This is a genomic window from Paractinoplanes maris (assembly GCF_023544465.1).
Classification (GTDB): domain Bacteria; phylum Actinomycetota; class Actinomycetes; order Mycobacteriales; family Micromonosporaceae; genus Actinoplanes; species Actinoplanes maris.
On record NZ_JALPVL010000007.1, the window covers coordinates 230,800 to 249,144 of the forward strand.

Below are 18,345 nucleotides of genomic sequence, written 5' to 3' on the forward strand. Positions count from 1 at the left end.
TTCAGTCACACCACGTACGCACCGTCGCCCAGTCCGAAATTCGTCTCATCCCGGCCGTGAGGCGCAGGCCACGACCTATGGAAAACGTTTCTCACAGGTTTCGAGACAACCATAGGCATCGATACATGGCGGGTCAAGACGCCTGTCCCCTCCACCCGAACCACCTCGAGAGGCTCTTGTCATGACGGTTTCGACGACGGAACGGAAGATCATCGGCCCGCACGGTGAGATACCGATGCGCGTCTACGCTCCCGCGGCGGGTGAGCGGTCGATCCACCCTCGACGGGGTCTGGTGTGGGCGCATGGGGGCGCCTTCGCCGGAGGCGACCTCGACATGCCCGAGAACGACTGGGTAGCCCGGCAGCTCGCCGGGCGCGGAGTCGTGGTCGTCACGGTGGACTACCGGCTCTCGCCGCTTCCGGACGGCGAGAGCTCCGGTGCACCGGCAGTGCGGCGGTTCCCTTATCCGGTCGCGTCCGAAGAGGTGACCGCGGCCTTCGTCTGGGCCACCCATTCCGATTCCGCGGTCCCCGCCGCCAACTGGGCTCTCGGCGGCGCCAGCGCGGGCGGCAACCTGGCCGCGGGCGCGGCCCTGCGGCTACGCGATACCGGCGGCCCGACCCCCTACGCGTTGATGCTGGCCTACCCGGTGCTGCACGCCGCACTGCCACCGGTCCCGCCGGAGCTGGCAGCCAGAGTGCGAGCCCTCCCGCCGCCGTTCAACTTCAGCGCGGAGCAGGTCGCGACGATGAATCTGGCCTATGTGCAGGATCCGGGAGCGTTGAGAGAGGCGTACGCGTTTCCCGGCGGCCACGATGTCTCCGGGCTTCCGCCGACCTTCATCCTCAACGGCGACGCCGACAGCCTTCGCGCGTCCGGACAGCAATTCGGCGCCGAACTCGCGGCCGCTGGTGTCGACGTCATGGTGATACGTGAGCCCGGCACCAGTCACGGCCACCTCAACGATCCGAACGACCCGGCAGCGCCGCGCAGCATCACCCGGATCGCGGACTGGCTGACCCGTTCCGCCCTTTCCGGCGATAGTCAACCGGCCTGAACGTCGACGGTCGCCGTGATGGCGCCTGGCCGGTCGGCGATCCGGCGGGCGGCGTCGCCGTCCAGTCGACCGATGATCACGATTCCGGGGTAGTACGACTGATCCCCGTAGTAGAAGACGAGATCGTTGCCCGGTGCGTAGTAGCCGACGTCGCCGACGTCGGGGTCGGCGCCGTCGGGTTGCCCGTCCAGTGACAGCGGTGACGGCAGCGGGCCGGTCTTCTCCACCGAGCCGTGATCGGTCATGGCGATGGTCAGCGGCAGTTGCGCGATGAGGTCACGGCCGGCGGCGCTGTCGAGAATCGTGGCCTGATGGCGCTCGTCGCCGATCGTGATGCTGATTTTCATCCGGTCCTCCTGAGGGGTGGCGGCCTCACCGGTCGGCTGAGGCGTTGCCGGCCGGGTGTCCTCGGCCCGGCCGGGGCCACTGCAGCCGGCCACGGTCAGTCCGGTGATGGTGAGCAGCACGGCCCAGACGGCCGCGCGGGGCGCCGGCATGGCATCTCCCTTCGTCGGGCAGCCCTCCGGGCTATCAGCGGTGGCGGACGACCTCGTCGAGGATCCGACCGGCGTCGGCGGCCTGCCGAGAGCCGACCTCGTGACTCAGCACCTGGATGAGCCCCCGCAGCTGAGCCTCGGACAGGCCGGTGTGGAGTCCGATGGTGAAGTGTGACCGCAGTTGTGACTCCGTGCCCGCGAGCGTGGCCAGCGCGGCGATGGTGGCTATTTCGCGGCTGCGCCAGTCGAGGTTGTCGCGGCTGAAGATGTCGCCGAACAGGTGTGCCTTGAGGAACTCGTCAATCGCCGGGGCGAAGTCGAACAGGGGACCGGTGACCGGGGCGCCGGTCAACTCGGTCTGGTTCGCGGTGCCGAGCTCGAGGATGTCCGTACCGTCGGGCAGTGGGCTCGGCTCCGGACCGCTCTCATCCTTGGTCCCGTTGTCCTGGCGGTGCTCCAGCACGGTCATGAACGTGCTGATGGCATTGAGACTGCGGGGGAAGCCGGCGTAGGCGTACATCTGCACCAGCACTTCCTTCACCTGGTTGACCGTCACACCGGCGTCCAGGCTCTGCTTCAGCGCCGTCGTCAGCCGGGGCAGGTCGCCGCTCGCGGTGAACGCGCCGATCATGGTGATCGCGGCATGCTGGTCGCTGAGCGCCCCGGTCTGCTCGCGGTCACCGGCCACGCGTCCGTCGTACTGCTCGTCGGACACCTGCTCCAGCCAGGTCACGGCCTGCTCGTCATGCACCCCGGTCAGAGCCACGTGGGTCAGGACGCTGTCCGGTGCCGCGCCGTGCCAGTGCTTGACGCCGGGTGGGCACCACACGACATCACCGGCCCGGATCTCCCGCAGCGGTCCGCCCCACTGCTGGGTACGGCCCACCCCCTCGGTCACCACGAGGCGTTGCCCGGCCGGATGGGTGTGCCAGGCAGAGCGGGCCCCGGGCTGGAAGGTCACGGACGCGCCCGAGTACGGGGCCGTCCCGTCGGCCGGAAACAGTGTGCTGACGCGAACGTCGCCGGTGAAGGTGTCCGGCGAGCCGGCGGTGGACGTCTGATCCTCGCCCCGGGTGATCGTCTGCGTCTTGCTCCGGTCGTCCTTGTCCGCGGCGGCCGCGCCGGTGGCGGCGTTCGATCCGAGCGCTTTGCGGCGTTCCATAAAGGTGAACCTCACATCTCGGGGTCGCGATGGGCTACGGGCGCAGCAGGGTCTTGACGGCGCGGCGCTCATCCATGGCCTGATAGCCCTCGGCGGCCCGGTCGAGGGGCAGGTCGAGGTCGAACACCCGGCCCGGGTTGATGGCGCGGTCGCCGATCATCTCCATGAGGTCGGGCAGGAATCGGCGGACCGGTGCCGGGCCGCCGTGCAGGTGCACCAGAGCGCCGAAGAGTTCCAGGCCGGGCAGCGCCACGTCGTGGGTGACACCGACGAAGCCGACGTGCCCGCCGTGGCGGGTCGAGTGGATGGCCTGCATCATCGACTCCTGCGTGCCGACGGCCTCGACCACCGAGTGCGCCCCGAGTCCCCCGGTCAGGTCCTTGATCCTCGCGATGCCCTCGTCGCCGCGCTCGGTGACGATGTCGGTGGCGCCGAACTCGCGGGCCAGTTCCTGCCGCGGCTCGTGCCGGCTCATCGCGATGATCCGCTCGGCGCCCAGCTGCTTGGCGGCCAGCACCCCGAGCAGGCCGACGGCGCCGTCACCGACGACCGCGACGGTTTTGCCCGGCCCGGCCTCGGCGGCGACCGCGGCGAACCAGCCGGTGCCCAGCACATCGGAGGCGGCCAGGTAGCTCGGGATCAGGTCAGCCGGTGGCACGTCGGAGGTGGCGACCAGGGTGCCGTCGGCGAGCGGGATCCGCGCGTACTGCGCCTGGGTGCCGACGGTGCCCATCAGCACCCGGTGCACGCAGCCGGACTGGTAGCCGGCGCGGCAGATCTCGCAGGTGTTGTCGGAGGCCCAGAACGAGCCCACGACGAACTGTCCCGGCCTGATCGTGGTGACCTCGGGGCCGACTTCCTGGACGATGCCGACGTACTCGTGGCCCATCGGCGTCGCACCGGCAAGCTTTTCGATGCCCCGGTAGGGCCAGAGGTCGGACCCGCACACGCAGGCCGCCGACACCTTGATGATCGCGTCGGTGGGCTGCTCGATCCGCGGGTCCGGACGGTCCTCCACCCGGACGTCGCCGGGGGCGTGCATGACGACACCACGCATGATGACTCTCCTTGCTGATCGTTTCGCACCTCCATCCAATCGCGCCGGCGCGGCGCGGAGAAGTTCCTGCTCATACGTGTACTGGCAGGGCATCCCACCACGGGCCTCAACGCACCCGGATGATGCCCCACACGCCGTTCTCCGTGGCCCAGCGGAACGCCCCCGACCGGTAGGCGTGATCGCCGCGGTGCCGCGCCTTCATCACCAGAGTGCGGGCGGTTGCCGTGGTCAGGCCCGAGAACGAGCCCTCCGGCTGGCCCGGTGCCGCTTCCCACGCCATGCCGTGCACCGTGAAGGTGTGCGCCCGTGGCTTGTCGCAGGCGCCCACCACCCGCAGCCACAGCGTCTGCCCCACCTGGGCGGGCCAGATCGGGGTGGGCGGGTCGTCCCGGGTCAGCCCGTCGCGCGGATGGGCCAGTGGTGAGCCGTAGCTGATGCCCTTGCCGCCCGAGTCCTCCGGGTCGTCGTCCGGCACGATGTCGCGTACCGGAAGGTCGGGGTTGCCGGCCACGAAGTGACGCAGGCCGTCCTGCACCAGCAGGACCTGTTCGTTGGCCACGACCCGGCCGTGCCGGTCGCGCAGCAGGACGTTGCCGCCGGTCCAGCGTTCCAGGCCGGTGTCCGGATCGGTCGCGGTCACGTCGCCCGGCTCCACGACGAGGGCGCCGATCAGCCCATGGTGGCGGTGATTCCGTACGTCAGCCATGTCCTGCAGGTAGCAGACCTGGCCGGGCCCGTCCGTGTGCGACGCGGGCGCGAGCTTCTCGTCCGCATACCACCAGTAGGTGCGCCAGTTCTCCTGGTCGTGGTCGTGACGCGCGGTCCGCCGGAACACCACCCGGCCGGCCGCCTCGGGGTCGACCGGCTCGTGCCGGTGCGCGCCGCCGGGCTCCGGGCGCGAGGCCACCGTGCCGTCGTGGTTGCGTCCGACGTAGGCGCCGTCGTCGCTGACCACGTCGTAACGCACCAACGCCGGATGCATCGACACCCGTGGTGACACCGTGCGCTGTCTCTCGTCCAGCGGCAGCCGCGGCGCCATCGGCTCCACAGTGAACTCCGGCACCAGCGAGCCGTCGTCGTCGATGACCTCGTTGATCAGCGTCACCTTCACCCATTCACCCCGGCGGGCCCGCAGGATCAAAGGCTCGGCAGTCTCCCGTACGCCCGTAGCCCGCCGGCTGCCGTCGTCGCCGGTTTCCCAGCCGTCGGCCTCCTCGTAGATCAGCCCCCACGGGTCGGTCAGCTGCCGCCCGTCGTACTCGTGCTCGTGCCGCCGGGCCCGCACCACGTACTCGCGGACACCGGTGCCGTTGACCGGACGAGCCGGCAGGGTCGCCGGCCGGGGCCGGCCGGGCAGCGGCGGCACCTCGAGCAGGTTGGACGCGTGCGGTACGAGCGCGCGAACCAGTCCCCAGCACCCGAGCCACAGGTCGTCCATGGACGCGAAGTGCCACAGGTGGTCGCCGATGCCGTAGTCGTCGACCTCGAGGGTGAAGGCCTCCGAGATGCCGATGGTCTGCTGGTTGACCAGCGGCGAGTGTTCGTCGTGCCACTCGCGGGGCCAGCGCAGCCCGTGGGTGACGAAACTGTGCGATTCCTCGTGTGAGCCTTGGATGAGGCGCAGGCGCAGGCGCTCCCCGGCGTACGTCCTGATCAGTTCGGTCTCGGGATCCCCGGTCTCGACCGGTGGCGCCAGGGCGTCCTCTTCCTCGGGTTCCTCGGGCGCGGGCGTGCCGCTGCTGGCGAACCACTCGGAGGGGTCGTCGCCGCGGAAGGTGAGCGGGCTGGACCGGAAGTTGACCGCCATCGAGCCCGGGTCGTCGTCGCCGCTGAGCTCACCGGGCGGGTTGAGCGGGCCGTGCTCGTCGACCAGCGGCACGAAGTCGGCCACGGCCAGGCACGCCTCCCGGTAGGGCTCCAGGCCGCTGCCGGTCGGCGGGAGGATCACGGCCTGCGGCCCGGACCAGGCGACCGTCTCCTGATCGGGCAGCAGCCACACCGACCCGTGCGGTTCGGCGATCAGGGCCGCGTAGAGCCCGTGTTTCTGCCGGTAGTTGGCCAGCAGGTGGTCGTGGAAGAAGCACGGCCCGAACTCCTCGTCGACCACCCAGCGGTGCAGCCCGACATTGACCGGCAGGTTGCCGGGATCGTCCGGCACGGCGTCGACCGCCGCCCGGCAACTCGCCCCGGACAGGTAGTTGAAGCCGGTCGACGACCCGTCGGACGCGAGCACGTCGAACTTGACCAGGTGCACGTGCAGGCCGCACTCCACCGGCGGGGTGGGCAGGTCGAAGTCGTCCGCCGGGAACGGCGTCAGCTCGTTGACCATCCGCAGCTCCACCACGTCGCCGTGGTTGGCCCGCGGGTAGAACGGCTCGATCCGCTCGGCGGGTGGCGCCAATTCCTCGCCGTCCACCGCGACCCGCACGATCTGGTAGTGGTGGCCGGTCCGGTCCGTCCAGCCGCGGTTGTTGTAGGTCACTTCGTCGGCGCGGACCCGTACGTCGTAGCTGATCACGCGGGGCGCGGGCAGCCCGGCGCGCGCGTTCCAGGCGGCCGCGTCCCCGTCGAGGTCCACGAACAGCGCACCGGGTCGCGGATCCGCCACCGCGCCCGGCGCGAACGCGGCGAGCTCACGCTCGGAGTGCAGCGGCATGCCGAGCAGCCGCCGCCGGGCACCGAGGAACTCGGGAACGATCGCGGGCGGTGGCGGGGCCTTGCGCGGGAACGTCGCGTCGATGAACCACGGGAAACCCGGATGGAGGTCGTCGCGGGGGTCGGGCTCGCGGCCCGGCAGCGGCTTCAGCGGATGCACCGGCGTCCCGTCGGGGTACGCCGTGACGGCCACCCCGTCGACCAGCCGGTCGAAGCTGCGCCACAGTCCCCACATCCCATGGTGGAAATGGGGATACAGGTGGCAGTGCCAGATGACGTCACCCGGGGCGTGCTGCCGGCTGCCGGAGCCGTAGAGGGGGTCGATCGTCACGGCCGTCTGCGGGCCGATGGTGATCGAGTCGAGCAGCTGCGAGCCCTTGGCCTCACCCGGGCGCGCGCCGTCGCGCGGGTTGGCCCGCCACTGATGCACGTGCAGGTGAAAGACGTGTGTCTCCTTCACCCCGGCGTGCACCAGCCGGACCCGGGCCGGATCACCCTTGTAGGCCCGGAAGATGGGCGTGACCGGATCGTTGAACAGCCACGAGCTGTGGTGCTGCTCCTCGCCGGCCACGATCTCCAGATAACTCCCGTCATGCGTACGCCCGATGTGGAACACCTCGCCCAGTTCGTCGTCGATCTCGATCTCGACGGCGGCGAAGTCGACCTCACCGGCGGGTGGCAGTGGACGGCCGGCGGTCTGCTCGGCGTACCGGCGCATCCGGTGCGGCAGCCGGTTGGGCATCGGCTCAGCCCGGTACGACAGTGGCATCACGGAGTGCTCGCCGACCAGATGCCGGCCGCTGTGCACCTCGGGCTCGTCGTGCATGAAGACGGTGAACTCGCGATGACTGTGTGGATCGCCGTCGACATGCAGGTCGATGTAGTCGTCGGTGACCACATCGCCGGGCACGAGCACATCCACGTACGGCCCGTCCGCGAAGGGCGTGCCGGTGAGCAGTTCGCCGGTCTCCGGATCGGTCCAGGTGGCCCCGGCCGGCTCGACGATGAAGGCCCCGAACAGCCCGTGCACGTTCGTGCCCTGCTCGGTGCCGCGAACGTCGCCGAGATCGTTGACCGGCCAGACACCCTCACGGCCCGCGTGCCAGTGGTACGTCCGGCGCTCGTGCGGGCGTACCGTCGAAGGCTGGTTGCGTCCCACGGCCGCGCCGTCGTCCTGCTGAACCGACCCGATCAGGTCGCCCTGCAGGTGCATGCCCACCGCCCGGCCCCGCACCTGGTTGGCGAAGCGCACCTCGACGCTCTGGCCCAGCGACGCGCGCAGGACCAGCGGCCGGACGACCGGGATCGGGCGCAGCGGGTTGAAGCGGTCGTAGGCGGGGGTCCGCTCGGCCAGCCCGGCCACGTTTCCCCGGTGGTCGTTGAGCAGCAGACGCCGGACCCGCTCGACCCCCAAGCCGCTCTCCTGCGCCAACCGCTGGAATTCGGTGTAGTCACTGGCTTCCAGCTTCGCCAGACGCTCCTCGATCATGGTGCGCGTCTGACCCAGGGCATCACGGTGGAGAGCGGCCCAGGCCTGGCGTACGGCCGGGTCGGGGTCGATCGTCGTGACCTGGCCGTCGGTGAGCCGGACCAGCGCCGCCTGCACCTCCTCCACCGTGGTGGTGAAGTTCTGCACTGCGGCGGGGGTGGCCGGAGAGGGACGCTCCAGCATTCGCTCGTAACGCCACAGGCCGCCCACGACCAATTGCAGCCACTGAGCGCGCTGGTGCATCCGGGGAAGGAACTCGTCGTCGTCCTCCCAGCGGGCCCGGGCGAACCTCAGCAGCGGCTCGTAGGCCCGGAGCGTGAACAGCAGCCCGTTGGGGTCGTGGTCGCCGTCGTTGGTGTAGACGATGGGGAACTCCATCGCGATGACGTCGTAAGTCAGGTCAGGCATGAACGTCTCCTAAGAATCTCAAACCGCACCGAGTAGCAGGGAAGCGCCGATGATGACGGCGGCCGCGCCGGCCGGACGGACCAGTGAACGGCCGTGCCGGGTCAGCCGTTCGGCGGCCATGATCGCCGCGAGCACGGCCATCGCGACCAGCGATCCGGCGCCGGTGGCCAGGCCGGTCGCCATCAGCAGCCAGCAACAGCCGACACACGACGCGGCGTAGACGGCGGCGATGACGGTGGCCTCCTGCCAGGCCGGGCGGACGCCGCGCCAGTGCAGCATCGCTATCCCCCGGGGACTGCGGCAGGCGGTCAGGCACCGGTCCTTCCAGGCACTGAACTGGTAGGCGCCGGCGAGGACCAGTGCGGCACCCAGCGGCGCACGCGGATGCTCCACGGTCCAGGTCCAGTTCTGCGTCCACCGTACGAAGGCGAGGTTGAGCCCGACCAGGACGGCCCCCGCGGCCGTCCAGGTGCCGACATACAGAAGCATCGCCGGTCCGACGCCGTGGCCCAGCCGGCGCAGCAGCTCGAACAGCGGCAGCGCGGTCGGCATCATCATCGCCACGACCATCACCACCCAGCCGCCGAGCGTGATCGTCTGATGGTGATGGCCACCCTGGTGCTGTGCTGCCATCACCACCCACGCCACGGCGGCGAGCGCCACGACGCCCCCGGCGAGCGTGCGCCCGGTCGGTATCCGGGTCGTCGCACCGGAGACCGTCACTTCGGCACCCGGGTGCGGGCGTGGGCATACCGGAACCGGCCCCGCATGGCCGAACGTCCGCGGACATCCAGATAAGCGCCGGGCAACGCCGGGACGCGGACGGCCAGGGCATCGGTGCGGTGTGCCACCACCCCGCCGCTGCCCAGCTCCTTGTCGAGGGCGGTATTGGCGAGGGCGAGCGGCTCACCCTCGTCGAAGGAGACCGCCGAGCCGGTGACCTCCACCAGACCCGTGCCGGGGAAAGGAGAATCCGCGGCCCGGCCGACGAACACGTGCCAGCCGGCCGTGTCGGCGGTGACCTCGATGCGGGCCGGGGCGGTGACCAGGACGGCGCCGCTGACGCCGGCGAGATCGGCGAGCGGGCCGTCGAGCCGGCCGCTGAACGCCTCGGCCAGCAGCGCGTGCTGGTCATCGGTGGCCGCGTGCGAGACGAAGATCGCCGTACTGGTGGCGCCGGCCCGCCGCCCGCCGCTGTGGGTCGAGACGCTGACGACGCTGAGGCCGCCCACACCGACGCCGTCGATGCTCGCCCCGTTGTCGAGCTGCCAGGCGAACAAGCCCGTGCAGTGGTCCTCGTCGGGGGCGTCGTCCAGCCAGCACGGGCAGATCAGCGTGCAGTCGCAGGCCTCGGTGAAGACTCCGGTGAGCGAGTAAACCATGGTCGCGTCCCCTTTCAGTTCCGGATCGTCACGGGCTGGGTGGTCTGGCCGCCGCGGCTGGAGACGACCTCGACGGTCGCGCCGCTCGCCGGGATCAGCCCGGTCTCGCCCGGCACCACAGTGCGGCGGATGTCCCACGCGTGCAGCGCGTCCACCGGCGCACTGCCGATCTCACGGCCGCCGAGCGTGACCGTGACCCGGTCCGGCAGTGGCGCGGTCGCCGTGCCGGTGATCCGCCACCGGCCCGAACCGGTCCGGAACTCCACGAGGCTGGTCCCCAGATCGTCGGTGACCGGACCGGCGGGGTCGATCTGGATCGAGACGGCGTCGGTGTCGGTCGCGCCCTCGTTGCTCACCGTGACCTCGAATTTGAGTGCCCCCGCGGCGGGCGCCACGAATGTCACACGAGCCCGGCCCGCTTCGGTCAGCACGACGTCGGTGCCACCGATCTGGGCCCAGGCGAAGGTGATGCCCGGACCGGTGCTGGCGCCGGCATCGAGGGTGACAAGCTCACCCGCGGCCACGATGCGGTCCAGGCCGGCCGAGGCACGAACCGGATCGGCGGCCGCGGCGGGCCCCGCGATCAGGACGTGCCTGCGGTGTGCGCCACCGTGCGACGAGGTGACCTCCACGCTCGCGGGTGGGGCGTCGAGGTCGAAGACCTGCCCACCTCCGGTCAGCACACCGACGCCGGTCACGGTGAGCACCGGAGGGTCGTCGAGGTCGCTGGACTGTGCCTCCACGGTGAGCTGGTGCAGCGCGGTGTCATAGTCGGCGAGCAGCACGGTGACCGCATCGGTGACGCGCGCGGTCACCGCCGTCGGCGGCAGGTCGGTGACGTTGACGACGTCCACAGTGGGCGGCACGGCCGTGACCGCGGCCCGGGTGTGGTAGTCGGTGCCGGAGGCGGTGAGTGTGGTGCCCTCGGCCACCAGGGTCTGGCCGGGCTCGCTGTGCGCGAAGATGTCGACGACGATGCTGCCGGCCGAGCGGGCGTAGACGGCCCGGACGACCTCGACCCCGGCCAGGGTGGAGAGGCGGCCCTGCACGGTGAACAGATCGGTGAAGATCTTGTCGGGATTCGTGGGGTCCTGCGGATCCGGTGCCGCGCCCGCTCCCCCGACCTGCGGGCCCTCGACGGCGAAGAAGTTGAAGCCGAGCGGGCTGCCCGTGATCTGATGCTCGGTGGCACCGTCGCCGAGGTATCCCGACGGGGCGCCGGCGTTCCACCGCAGGAACGGTGCCACCTCGCCATCGGCGACCGCCCGGTCGAACAGCCCCGCCCCGGCGCCGATGTCCTCGGTGACGAAGACCCGGCCGCTCTCATCGGCTTCGAGCGGGTCGGTCCGGCCGTACGGATGAGTGAACGTGTACGCGGCGCCGGGGATGCCCCCGTCGAGGCGCACCCGGATGCGGGCGAAGACCTGCTGCTGGCCGTCGGCCACGGCCCCCGTCCCGGCGAAGGCGGCCTCCATGGCCAGCACCAGGCGGGCGCGTCCCGCTCGGGGCTGGCCCCCGACCGGCATCTCGGCCTCGGCGAGGAAGTAGAAGGACTCGTCCGGGAAATTGTCCGGGAAACTCACCGGCGCCAGGGGGTCGGGCAGGTCGCCCAGCGCCTGCGTGTTCGGGTCGGCGGGGTCCACGGCGAGCTCGAGGCGCACGCCGGCCGCGTCCTTGTACCAATGGGGAAAGCCGTTGGCCGGGTTGATCGGGCCTCGGGCGGCAAGGCGTTCAGAATTGCGCTGCATACCAGTCCCTCGTCTTGTCATCGGCGATTGAGATCAAGATGGAGCAGTCGGCTGCGGTCGAATGCCGTCATCGGCTCGATGCTTTCTCTCCGCGAGTCATATTCCGACTGGCGAATCGGGAACCCGACAGTTGTACTTCTACTGCGTGATCGTCGCTCGGCCGCCGACACGAGATTGAGCGACAGATGCAATCTGTCTACCCGCATCGACCGACGCCGCTACCAACCCAGCAGATCACCGATGCGCGACGCCGAGGTGCTTGCGTTCAAGATTTGACAATTACACTCGGCCGCCGACTTCGAATCGCCTGACCACGTCGCTTGCTCCCGGAACAGGCCCGCATAAGCCGTTACCTATTCCAAGAACGCCGTTCCCCGCCATCATCTATTCAGCATCGCTGATCGGCCGGCTGTCCGGCGGATCGGATCCGGCCGGCCACGTCCGAGGTATCATCGACCGCGCCCGCAAGGCCGCGACCAGGGTCGGGCAGCTGTCCGGCGGCGACAAGTGGTGACTCGACCCCGCCACCGTGGTTCACGAGCGACCGGAGCTCATCCTCCTGCGCGCCAGCCACAGGGAGGCCATGAGAGAACTGCTCGGCAACCGTCCTACCGTCATCGTGACGACGCACTACCTCGTGGACCGATATCCACTCAGCAGACGCACGGAGACAGCTGATACTGGAAGTGAACGACGATCCCGGAGCCCAACTGCAGGAGGCCCGACACACGATTCCGGAATCGCGGTCGTGGCAGAATGCATCCCTGCGACGGGGCTCGTCGTTCTTCCGTGCCGAGGTCTCGCCGGAGTACACAGAACAGAAGCGAGGCAGCAGGTCAATAAATTCGGTCCGACACGCGGACCGGGAATCGCTACAGTTTGTCGTCGTAGAACTTGGCGAGGCGGTCGACGGGGCGTCGACGCATTCCAGCACGTCTTACATATCGCAGTGGTGGGCGCCCCCCGGTCGACCGGGTGGGGCGCCAGGTCCCACAGCCGCCGGCCCGAGCGAGCGGCCTGACCTTCTCAGGGGTCACGTGCAACGAACGCATGGTTCACCGGCGGATGGCAGACTTCCGCAGCATGACTGGATTCGACGAGGTCAATATTGCGACCTGGGATGCGCGGGCGGCGGTACACGCGGCATCGCCGCAGTATGCGGTGGACCGCTTCGGAGGTGACCCGTCGTACATCAGTGACGTCGTCGCCTTCGACCGGCCTCTGCTCGGAGACGTCTCCGGTCAGTCTGGCGTGCATCTGCAGTGTCACATCGGTACGGACACGATCTCACTCAGCCGGCTCGGCGCAGAGATGACCGGGCTGGACTATTCAGTCGCATCGCTGGAACAGGCACGGGAGCTTTCCACCGCTGCCCGCGCCGAGGTGACATTCGTGCACGCGGACGTGTACGGAGCGGTGGAGGCACTGGGTGGCGCCCGGTTCGACTTTGTCTACACCGGGATCGGCGCTCTCTGCTGGCTTCCCCGGATCGACCAGTGGGTGCGGGTGGTACGCCGCCTACTGCGCCCCGGCGGCCGGCTTTTCCTTCGCGAGGGGCATCCGATGCTGTGGGCGCTGGCTCCGGCCCGCCCGGACGGGCTGCTCGTCGTCGATGCGCCCTACTTCGAGATGGAGCAGCCGACCCACTGGGAAGGCAGCGTCAGCTACGTCGACAGCGAGGTCGCGCTGGCGCATACCGACACCCACACCTGGAACCACGGTCTGGGCGAGATCTTCTCGGCACTACTGGCGAACGGCTTCACGATCACGCGCTTCGTCGAGCACGGAAGCATCCCATGGGACGACAAGCCGGGGCAGATGATGCCGATCGGGGGCGGCGAGTGGCGACTCATCGACCGTCCGGAACGGCTGCCGCACAGCTACACGCTGGAGGCTTTGCTCAGGTAGAGGCCGGTTGTCGGCAGATGAACAGGCAACTAGTTAGATAAATATTCACACTGTTAAGATCCGTTCGTGAAAGTTTTCCCAAGGCCGACGGGGCCGAAAATCAGATGATCTTGACTGGCCCCTTCATCGAGGAGGAGGTCCGCGCCGGACGTATCCGGATCGATCCGTTCGATACCGGCGAGGTCAATCCCAACAGCTACAACTACCGGCTCGGCGCACTCCTCAAGCGCTACGACGACGACCTCGACCGGTTCGTCGAACTCGAGATTCCCGAGACGGGTTATGTGCTGACTCCCCACCGTATGTACCTCGGGCACACCTCGGAAGTGATCGGCAGCACCACTTACGCGATGTCCCTGATCGGCCGGAGCTCGATGGGGCGCCTCGGCCTCTTTCTGCAGGTCTCCGCCGATCTTGGACACACCACATCGTGTCATCGCTGGACTTTGGAGATCGTTGCGACTCGGCCGATCCGGCTTTACCCGGGCATGGTGATCGGTCAGGTGTCGTTCTGGCACAACCACGGTGAGCTGCGCCCCTCACCCGCTACCTATGCGACGTTCAACCAGCCCCACGAATCTCTGGCCGGGTTCGCCCCATGATCCTGACCGGCGATGAGATCCGGCGGCAGGTCGAGCACGGTTCCATCATGATCGACCCGTTCGACCCGGCGCGGTGCACCACGAATTCGTACGACCTGGCGCTCGGCCACCGCTACCTGGTCTACCAGGACGAGATCTTGGATCCGAGGGTCCAGCCGACCGTACATACACACGAAATCCCGGCGGAGGGGCTGTTGCTCCGGCCCGGCGACTTCGTGCTGGCCGAGACGGCGGAACGTATCGGCAGCGACCGGTACGTGCCGCTGATTCACGCCAAGTCGGGCACAGCACGCATGGGGTTGTTTGTCCACGTGACCGCGGATCTGTTCGACATCGGCTTCTATGGTCAGTCGACGCTGCAGCTCTACGCCACCCTGCCGGTGCGGATCCGGCCCGGCATGCTGATCGCGCAGACCACGTTCTGGGTGTCGCACGGCTCCATCCGTCTCTACGACGGCAAGTACCAGGCGTCGGACGGCCCTCAGGCCTCGCGGACATACCTCGACCATCAGCCGCGGACGGTCCAGCATGGACGACGATGAACTCGTAGCCGCTGTCGCGGCCCGGCACGCCGGCACCGCCACCGGCGGACGATGGGATGCCGCCGCCGAAATCCTGCCGCTCACGTCCGTTCTGTTCAGCCGCGAAATCGACGCCGACGCGTACGAACTGCGCACCATCATGGCCGGAATCGGAACGCTGTTGGCGCACACCGACGTTGCGACCGTGCCGCTGTTCAGCGTCGGCGATCCCTCCGTCCCGGAGGAACATCGGCCCTTGGCGGCGTCCGGGCCACCGGAGGCCGACATTTTTGCTCTGGCCCTCGACCGGCCCGAGCGGACCGTCTGGGCCTTGACCGGCACGCTGCGGTGCCGACTACGGATTCTGACCCTGATCGCCGCCGGGTACCTCCTGCGCCGCCTGGCGAGCGCCGCACCCGGGGAACACCGGAATCTGCTCCGGCGTCTTGCTTGGCTGACGGACGCACGAGTGAGTGACCCGGTCGAGCTCCTAACTCAGGTCGCCGGCTCCAGGGACCCGTTGCTGCGGATGGGGAATCGCGGCAAGACCGGCGCACCGGCGGACACCGGTCCGTGGCCGTTCAGCGGCTGGGCGCAGTGGCCGGCCACCGAGCGGATCACGCTGGCCGGGCGGGTGAGCGCCGTGCGGGCGCATCGGCGGACCACCTTCGTCGACCTGACCTGGGACGGCCGCACGGCCCAACTCTCGATGGAGGCCGCGGTCGGCGGCAACATACGAGCCGGCGATCTTCTGGCGGTAAGTGGGAGCACCGGCCGCACGCGGACCGGAGCAGACACCGTCTTCGTGGAGGAAGTTCAGCGCCACCGTCCCTCCCACACCGGTGGAGCCCGTCGACCGGTCGGAGCCGACCGCTCGGCCGTCGAGCTGTCCGATCTGCTGGCCCGACTGCGACCGGCGCTCGCCGCTGAGCGTTTCCTCGAGGCGATCACGCCGATTCTCACCACGTCGTCGTTCGGCGGAGCGAGCCGCCCGTTCTCCACCTGGTCGGCGGCCACCTCCGAGACCGCATATCTGCGGGTGACCACCGAACTCGCCCTGCTCGGGCTGGTGGCGAACGGGTGGAGCCGCTGCTATGAGATCGGGCCCAGCTTTCGCAACGAAGGGCTCCGAGGTGATGCGCTCAAGGAGTTCCTCATGCTCGAGGCGTACGCCGTCGATGTCGATCTGCCTGAGATGGCGGACGTCGTCATCACCCTCGTCGGCGAGGTCCTGGAGGAACCGCTGAAAGCCGAACACGTCGACTTCGACGTTATCTTCCAAAGACTGTCCGGCGTATCCACCGCGGACGTCAGCGGTGTGCAACAACTGGCAAAGAGGCTGGCCCCGGCCACCGCAGAGCGAACCGCAGATCCGGACGTGCTGGTGCGCCGGCTCTGGCGTGGGACCTACCGGCATCAGCTCGGCGAAGGTCTGATCGTTGTGCGCGACATCCCCGGGAGCGGCTCACCATTCATCGCCGGCCGCGGCCGATCGGCCGATCGTCTCTGGCTTTACCTGGACAGCCTGGAGATCGCCGAGATCTCCCGCAACGAACTGGACCCGGCCACGCTCCATGAGCGCCTCGAGCAGGCGTTGGCGCGGGACCCGTACGCGGTCCACCGCGACTATCGCGAGGTGCTCGACGTGTTCGCGAACGGTATTCCGCCTTGCGTGGGCCTGGGTCTGGGTCTTGGACGGCTGGCGAGCGTCCGGACGAGCCGTCGAGAAGCGTCGGGACTGGGCCGATGACCGTTCAGATCAGGGGGGAACTGTGCCGGCGATAACCGAGGAGATTGTGTTCGAAGCGCTCGACGCGGCACGCCCGGAAGCGGCGCTACGCCGGCTGGCGTCCGCCGATCAACCGCTGTGGTGTCCCGGGATCGGCGCCACCGGACGGATGGTGGTCACCCGGCATCCCGCAGTGCGGTCCATACTCAGTGACGTCGAGCGATTCGGTTGCGCCGAGCAGGCCGATCTGCTGCTGTCGTCGCTGCCGCCGCGGCTGTCCGCGACCATGCAGCCCATGCGAAGTTGGCCTCTCTATTCCGATCCCCCGGAGCAGAGCCGAATGCGGTCGGCCATGTCGAAGGCCTTCACCGCACGACGGGTCGAGGCCCTGCGCCCTGTGGTTCGGGCCCGAGTGGAGGACCACGTTCACCGGATGGGCTCATCCGGTGATCTGATCAGCGATCTCGCCGCATCGTTGCCGGTCTCGACGTTTGCGCATCTCATGGGCATCCCCCAAGAAGATTGCGGGCGGCTGAAGGGCTGGTCGACCCACCTGATCCGGCTCACCGAGCCGAGCTTGTCGGACGGCGAGATCAACGAGATAGACCACGCGTGGCACGAACTCTGGCAGTACTTCTCTGACCTCATCGAGCACAAGCGCGAGCGTCCGTTGGAGGATGTGGCTTCGGCCCTGGCCGCCGGCGGCGGAGCGGACATCTCCTCCGACGAGGTCGTCTCCGCCTGCATCACCTTGTTGCTGGGCGGCCATGAGACGACGACCAACCTGATCGGCAATCTGGCGCTCGCGCTTGTCGTCCACCCCGAGCACGGCAGGCCCGCCGCGTCCGACGAGCGTTATGCCGCGGGTCTCGTGGAGGAAGTCATGCGGCTGGACGCGCCGGCCAAGACGACCGCTCGTATCGCCCGGGCCGATACCGTGATCGACTCGACACCGGTCGCGGCCGGCACGCGCGTGCTGCTGATCCTGTCGGCGGCCAACCGCGACCCGGACGTCTTCACGCAGCCCGACACCTTTGATCCGGGACGCCGTCCGAATCCCCACCTGGGTTTCGGGTTCGGCATTCATGCTTGTTTCGGGGCGGCCCTGTCGCGCCTGCAGGCGCAGGAGGTAGCCGCCGTGCTCGGCCGACGGACCCTCCGCGCCGACCTCACTGGTCTCCGCTGGCGTGGCTCCCAGGTGCTGCGAAGCCTCCTGGCTCTGCCCGTCGAACTGTCTTGAGAACACCGATTCACGCACATGGGGGAAAGACCGTGACAATCACATCTGAGCTGCAAGCCTGGCCCTTGGCCACCATCCCGCGCACTGCACGGGACGTGTGGGAAGTGAGCTATCCCGACTTCGTCGCGATGATCAACCAAACCAATGTGATGCCGGGAGCCTTCGCAACGTTGAATGCCTGGGCCACCTTCTCCAGGATCGGAACGGCCTCGTCCGTGCTGGAACTCGCCTGCACTACCGGCTTCTCGTCGCGGGAACTGGCGCGGCTCACCGGCTGCCGAGCGGTCGGCTTCGACCTCTCGGCTGACGCGGTCGCGCTGGCCGGCTACAACCACCGGCTCGCCGACCCGGCGCTGCGACTCACGTATCAGGTTGCGAATGGCATGCAATACCAGCCGCACGAGAAGTTCAGTCACGTCGTGGTCGGCGCGGCGCTCGGCTTCTTCCCGGATCCACGGCGGATGGCGCGCCGGGTGACAGATTTCCTGGTCGACGGCGGCTACGTGCTGGCCTCGCCGTTCTGGAGCGAGACGCCTCTGCCCGACCACGTCCGCAAGATTCGCCGTGAGGTCTTCGGCATCTCATCCGAGATGGAGACGTACAAAGAGGCGTTGGACCTCTTCCGCGGCCTCGACGTCATGTACGAGTCACGGTCCGGCCTAGTCCCGGAGACTGACGCTGAGATCGAGCTCTACTGCACGAGCACCGTGGACCGCGCCTGTGCTCAATCCGGTATCGACAGTGCCGAGGTCCGCCAGGCGCTATTCGACCGGCTCGTGGAGGTCAAGAACGCCACGAACCTGCTTCGCCAATATCAGCGTTACTCGGTGCTGGCGTTGCGCTACGACGCTCGCAGTTATCCCAACCGCTACGTCGAGTTGTTCTGAGTC

Annotated in this window: 14 protein-coding genes; 7 read left to right on the forward strand and 7 right to left on the reverse strand. The window is 68.8% G+C overall.

Features of this window, described 5'->3' with window-relative positions; translation table 11 throughout:
- Positions 1-181: 181 nt before the first annotated feature.
- A complete protein-coding gene (locus NAG42_RS21675) occupies positions 182-1,057 on the forward strand; it encodes an alpha/beta hydrolase (protein ID WP_250032469.1) in 876 nt (291 codons plus the stop codon).
- Here the strand turns inward: NAG42_RS21675 and NAG42_RS21680 are convergent.
- From NAG42_RS21680 to NAG42_RS21710, 7 genes are all read right to left on the reverse strand, one after another.
- On the reverse strand, positions 1,045-1,554 hold the full coding sequence (locus NAG42_RS21680; protein WP_250032472.1) for a cyclophilin-like fold protein: 510 nt from the start codon (positions 1,552-1,554) through the stop codon (positions 1,045-1,047). The two genes, NAG42_RS21675 and NAG42_RS21680, sit on opposite strands and share 13 nt — an antisense overlap.
- Before the next feature lie 34 nt (positions 1,555-1,588).
- Positions 1,589-2,716: a (R)-mandelonitrile lyase gene (locus tag NAG42_RS21685; RefSeq protein WP_250032475.1), complete on the reverse strand. Its 1,128-nt coding sequence runs from the start codon at positions 2,714-2,716 to the stop codon at positions 1,589-1,591.
- 34 nt (positions 2,717-2,750) lie between these two features.
- Positions 2,751-3,773, reverse strand: a complete 1,023-nt coding sequence (locus NAG42_RS21690; protein ID WP_250032478.1) for a zinc-dependent alcohol dehydrogenase family protein — start codon at positions 3,771-3,773, stop codon at positions 2,751-2,753.
- A gap of 106 nt (positions 3,774-3,879) precedes the next feature.
- Positions 3,880-8,325, reverse strand: coding sequence for a multicopper oxidase domain-containing protein (locus NAG42_RS21695; protein ID WP_250032483.1), 4,446 nt, complete (start codon positions 8,323-8,325; stop codon positions 3,880-3,882).
- An 18-nt stretch (positions 8,326-8,343) separates the two neighbouring features.
- Positions 8,344-9,048, reverse strand: a complete 705-nt coding sequence (locus tag NAG42_RS21700) for a DUF2182 domain-containing protein (protein ID WP_250032486.1) — start codon at positions 9,046-9,048, stop codon at positions 8,344-8,346.
- The gene (locus tag NAG42_RS21705; RefSeq protein ID WP_250032488.1) at positions 9,045-9,707 is read right to left on the reverse strand and encodes a DUF1326 domain-containing protein; all 663 of its coding nucleotides are present in this window, start codon (positions 9,705-9,707) and stop codon (positions 9,045-9,047) included. Before NAG42_RS21705 ends, NAG42_RS21700 begins: the two co-directional genes overlap by 4 nt.
- Positions 9,708-9,721: 14 nt before the next feature.
- Complete coding sequence (locus NAG42_RS21710; protein ID WP_250032489.1) at positions 9,722-11,455, reverse strand: PKD domain-containing protein; 1,734 nt, start codon at positions 11,453-11,455, stop codon at positions 9,722-9,724.
- 1,083 nt (positions 11,456-12,538) lie between these two features.
- On the opposite strand from NAG42_RS21710, the gene NAG42_RS21715 reads away from it, so the two are divergent.
- The 6 genes from NAG42_RS21715 to NAG42_RS21740 all read left to right on the forward strand — a co-directional run bounded on the left by NAG42_RS21715 (position 12,539) and on the right by NAG42_RS21740 (position 18,342).
- Positions 12,539-13,363, forward strand: a complete 825-nt coding sequence (locus NAG42_RS21715; RefSeq protein ID WP_250032491.1) for a class I SAM-dependent methyltransferase — start codon at positions 12,539-12,541, stop codon at positions 13,361-13,363.
- A 104-nt stretch (positions 13,364-13,467) separates the two neighbouring features.
- Entirely contained in the window at positions 13,468-13,965 is a 498-nt protein-coding gene (locus NAG42_RS21720; RefSeq protein WP_250032492.1) for a dCTP deaminase, read from the forward strand.
- The gene (dcd, locus tag NAG42_RS21725) at positions 13,962-14,507 is read left to right on the forward strand and encodes a dCTP deaminase (protein ID WP_250032495.1); all 546 of its coding nucleotides are present in this window, start codon (positions 13,962-13,964) and stop codon (positions 14,505-14,507) included. The genes NAG42_RS21720 and dcd overlap by 4 nt, the downstream gene beginning before the upstream one ends.
- The gene (locus NAG42_RS21730) at positions 14,494-16,236 is read left to right on the forward strand and encodes an amino acid--tRNA ligase-related protein (RefSeq protein ID WP_250032497.1); all 1,743 of its coding nucleotides are present in this window, start codon (positions 14,494-14,496) and stop codon (positions 16,234-16,236) included. Before dcd ends, NAG42_RS21730 begins: the two co-directional genes overlap by 14 nt.
- Before the next feature lie 22 nt (positions 16,237-16,258).
- Positions 16,259-17,455 carry a cytochrome P450 gene (locus NAG42_RS44980; RefSeq protein WP_250032500.1) on the forward strand — a complete coding sequence of 399 codons (1,197 nt, stop codon included), beginning with the start codon at positions 16,259-16,261 and terminating at the stop codon, positions 17,453-17,455.
- 104 nt (positions 17,456-17,559) lie between these two features.
- Positions 17,560-18,342 (forward strand): class I SAM-dependent methyltransferase, encoded by a 783-nt coding sequence (locus NAG42_RS21740; RefSeq protein WP_250032501.1) that lies wholly within the window; start codon positions 17,560-17,562, stop codon positions 18,340-18,342.
- Positions 18,343-18,345 lie beyond the last annotated feature (3 nt).

Bases quoted from the DNA above. Each gene is read 5' to 3' on its own strand.
- NAG42_RS21675 (WP_250032469.1), top strand. From the start codon at position 182: ATGACGGTTTCGACGACGGAACGGAAGATCATCGGCCCGCACGGTGAG.
- NAG42_RS21680 (WP_250032472.1), bottom strand. From the start codon at position 1,554: ATGCCGGCGCCCCGCGCGGCCGTCTGGGCCGTGCTGCTCACCATCACC.
- NAG42_RS21685 (WP_250032475.1), bottom strand. From the start codon at position 2,716: ATGGAACGCCGCAAAGCGCTCGGATCGAACGCCGCCACCGGCGCGGCC.
- NAG42_RS21690 (WP_250032478.1), bottom strand. From the start codon at position 3,773: ATGCGTGGTGTCGTCATGCACGCCCCCGGCGACGTCCGGGTGGAGGAC.
- NAG42_RS21695 (WP_250032483.1), bottom strand. From the start codon at position 8,325: ATGCCTGACCTGACTTACGACGTCATCGCGATGGAGTTCCCCATCGTC.
- NAG42_RS21705 (WP_250032488.1), bottom strand. From the start codon at position 9,707: ATGGTTTACTCGCTCACCGGAGTCTTCACCGAGGCCTGCGACTGCACG.
- NAG42_RS21710 (WP_250032489.1), bottom strand. From the start codon at position 11,455: ATGCAGCGCAATTCTGAACGCCTTGCCGCCCGAGGCCCGATCAACCCG.
- NAG42_RS21715 (WP_250032491.1), top strand. From the start codon at position 12,539: ATGACTGGATTCGACGAGGTCAATATTGCGACCTGGGATGCGCGGGCG.
- NAG42_RS21720 (WP_250032492.1), top strand. From the start codon at position 13,468: ATGATCTTGACTGGCCCCTTCATCGAGGAGGAGGTCCGCGCCGGACGT.
- dcd (WP_250032495.1), top strand. From the start codon at position 13,962: ATGATCCTGACCGGCGATGAGATCCGGCGGCAGGTCGAGCACGGTTCC.
- NAG42_RS21730 (WP_250032497.1), top strand. From the start codon at position 14,494: ATGGACGACGATGAACTCGTAGCCGCTGTCGCGGCCCGGCACGCCGGC.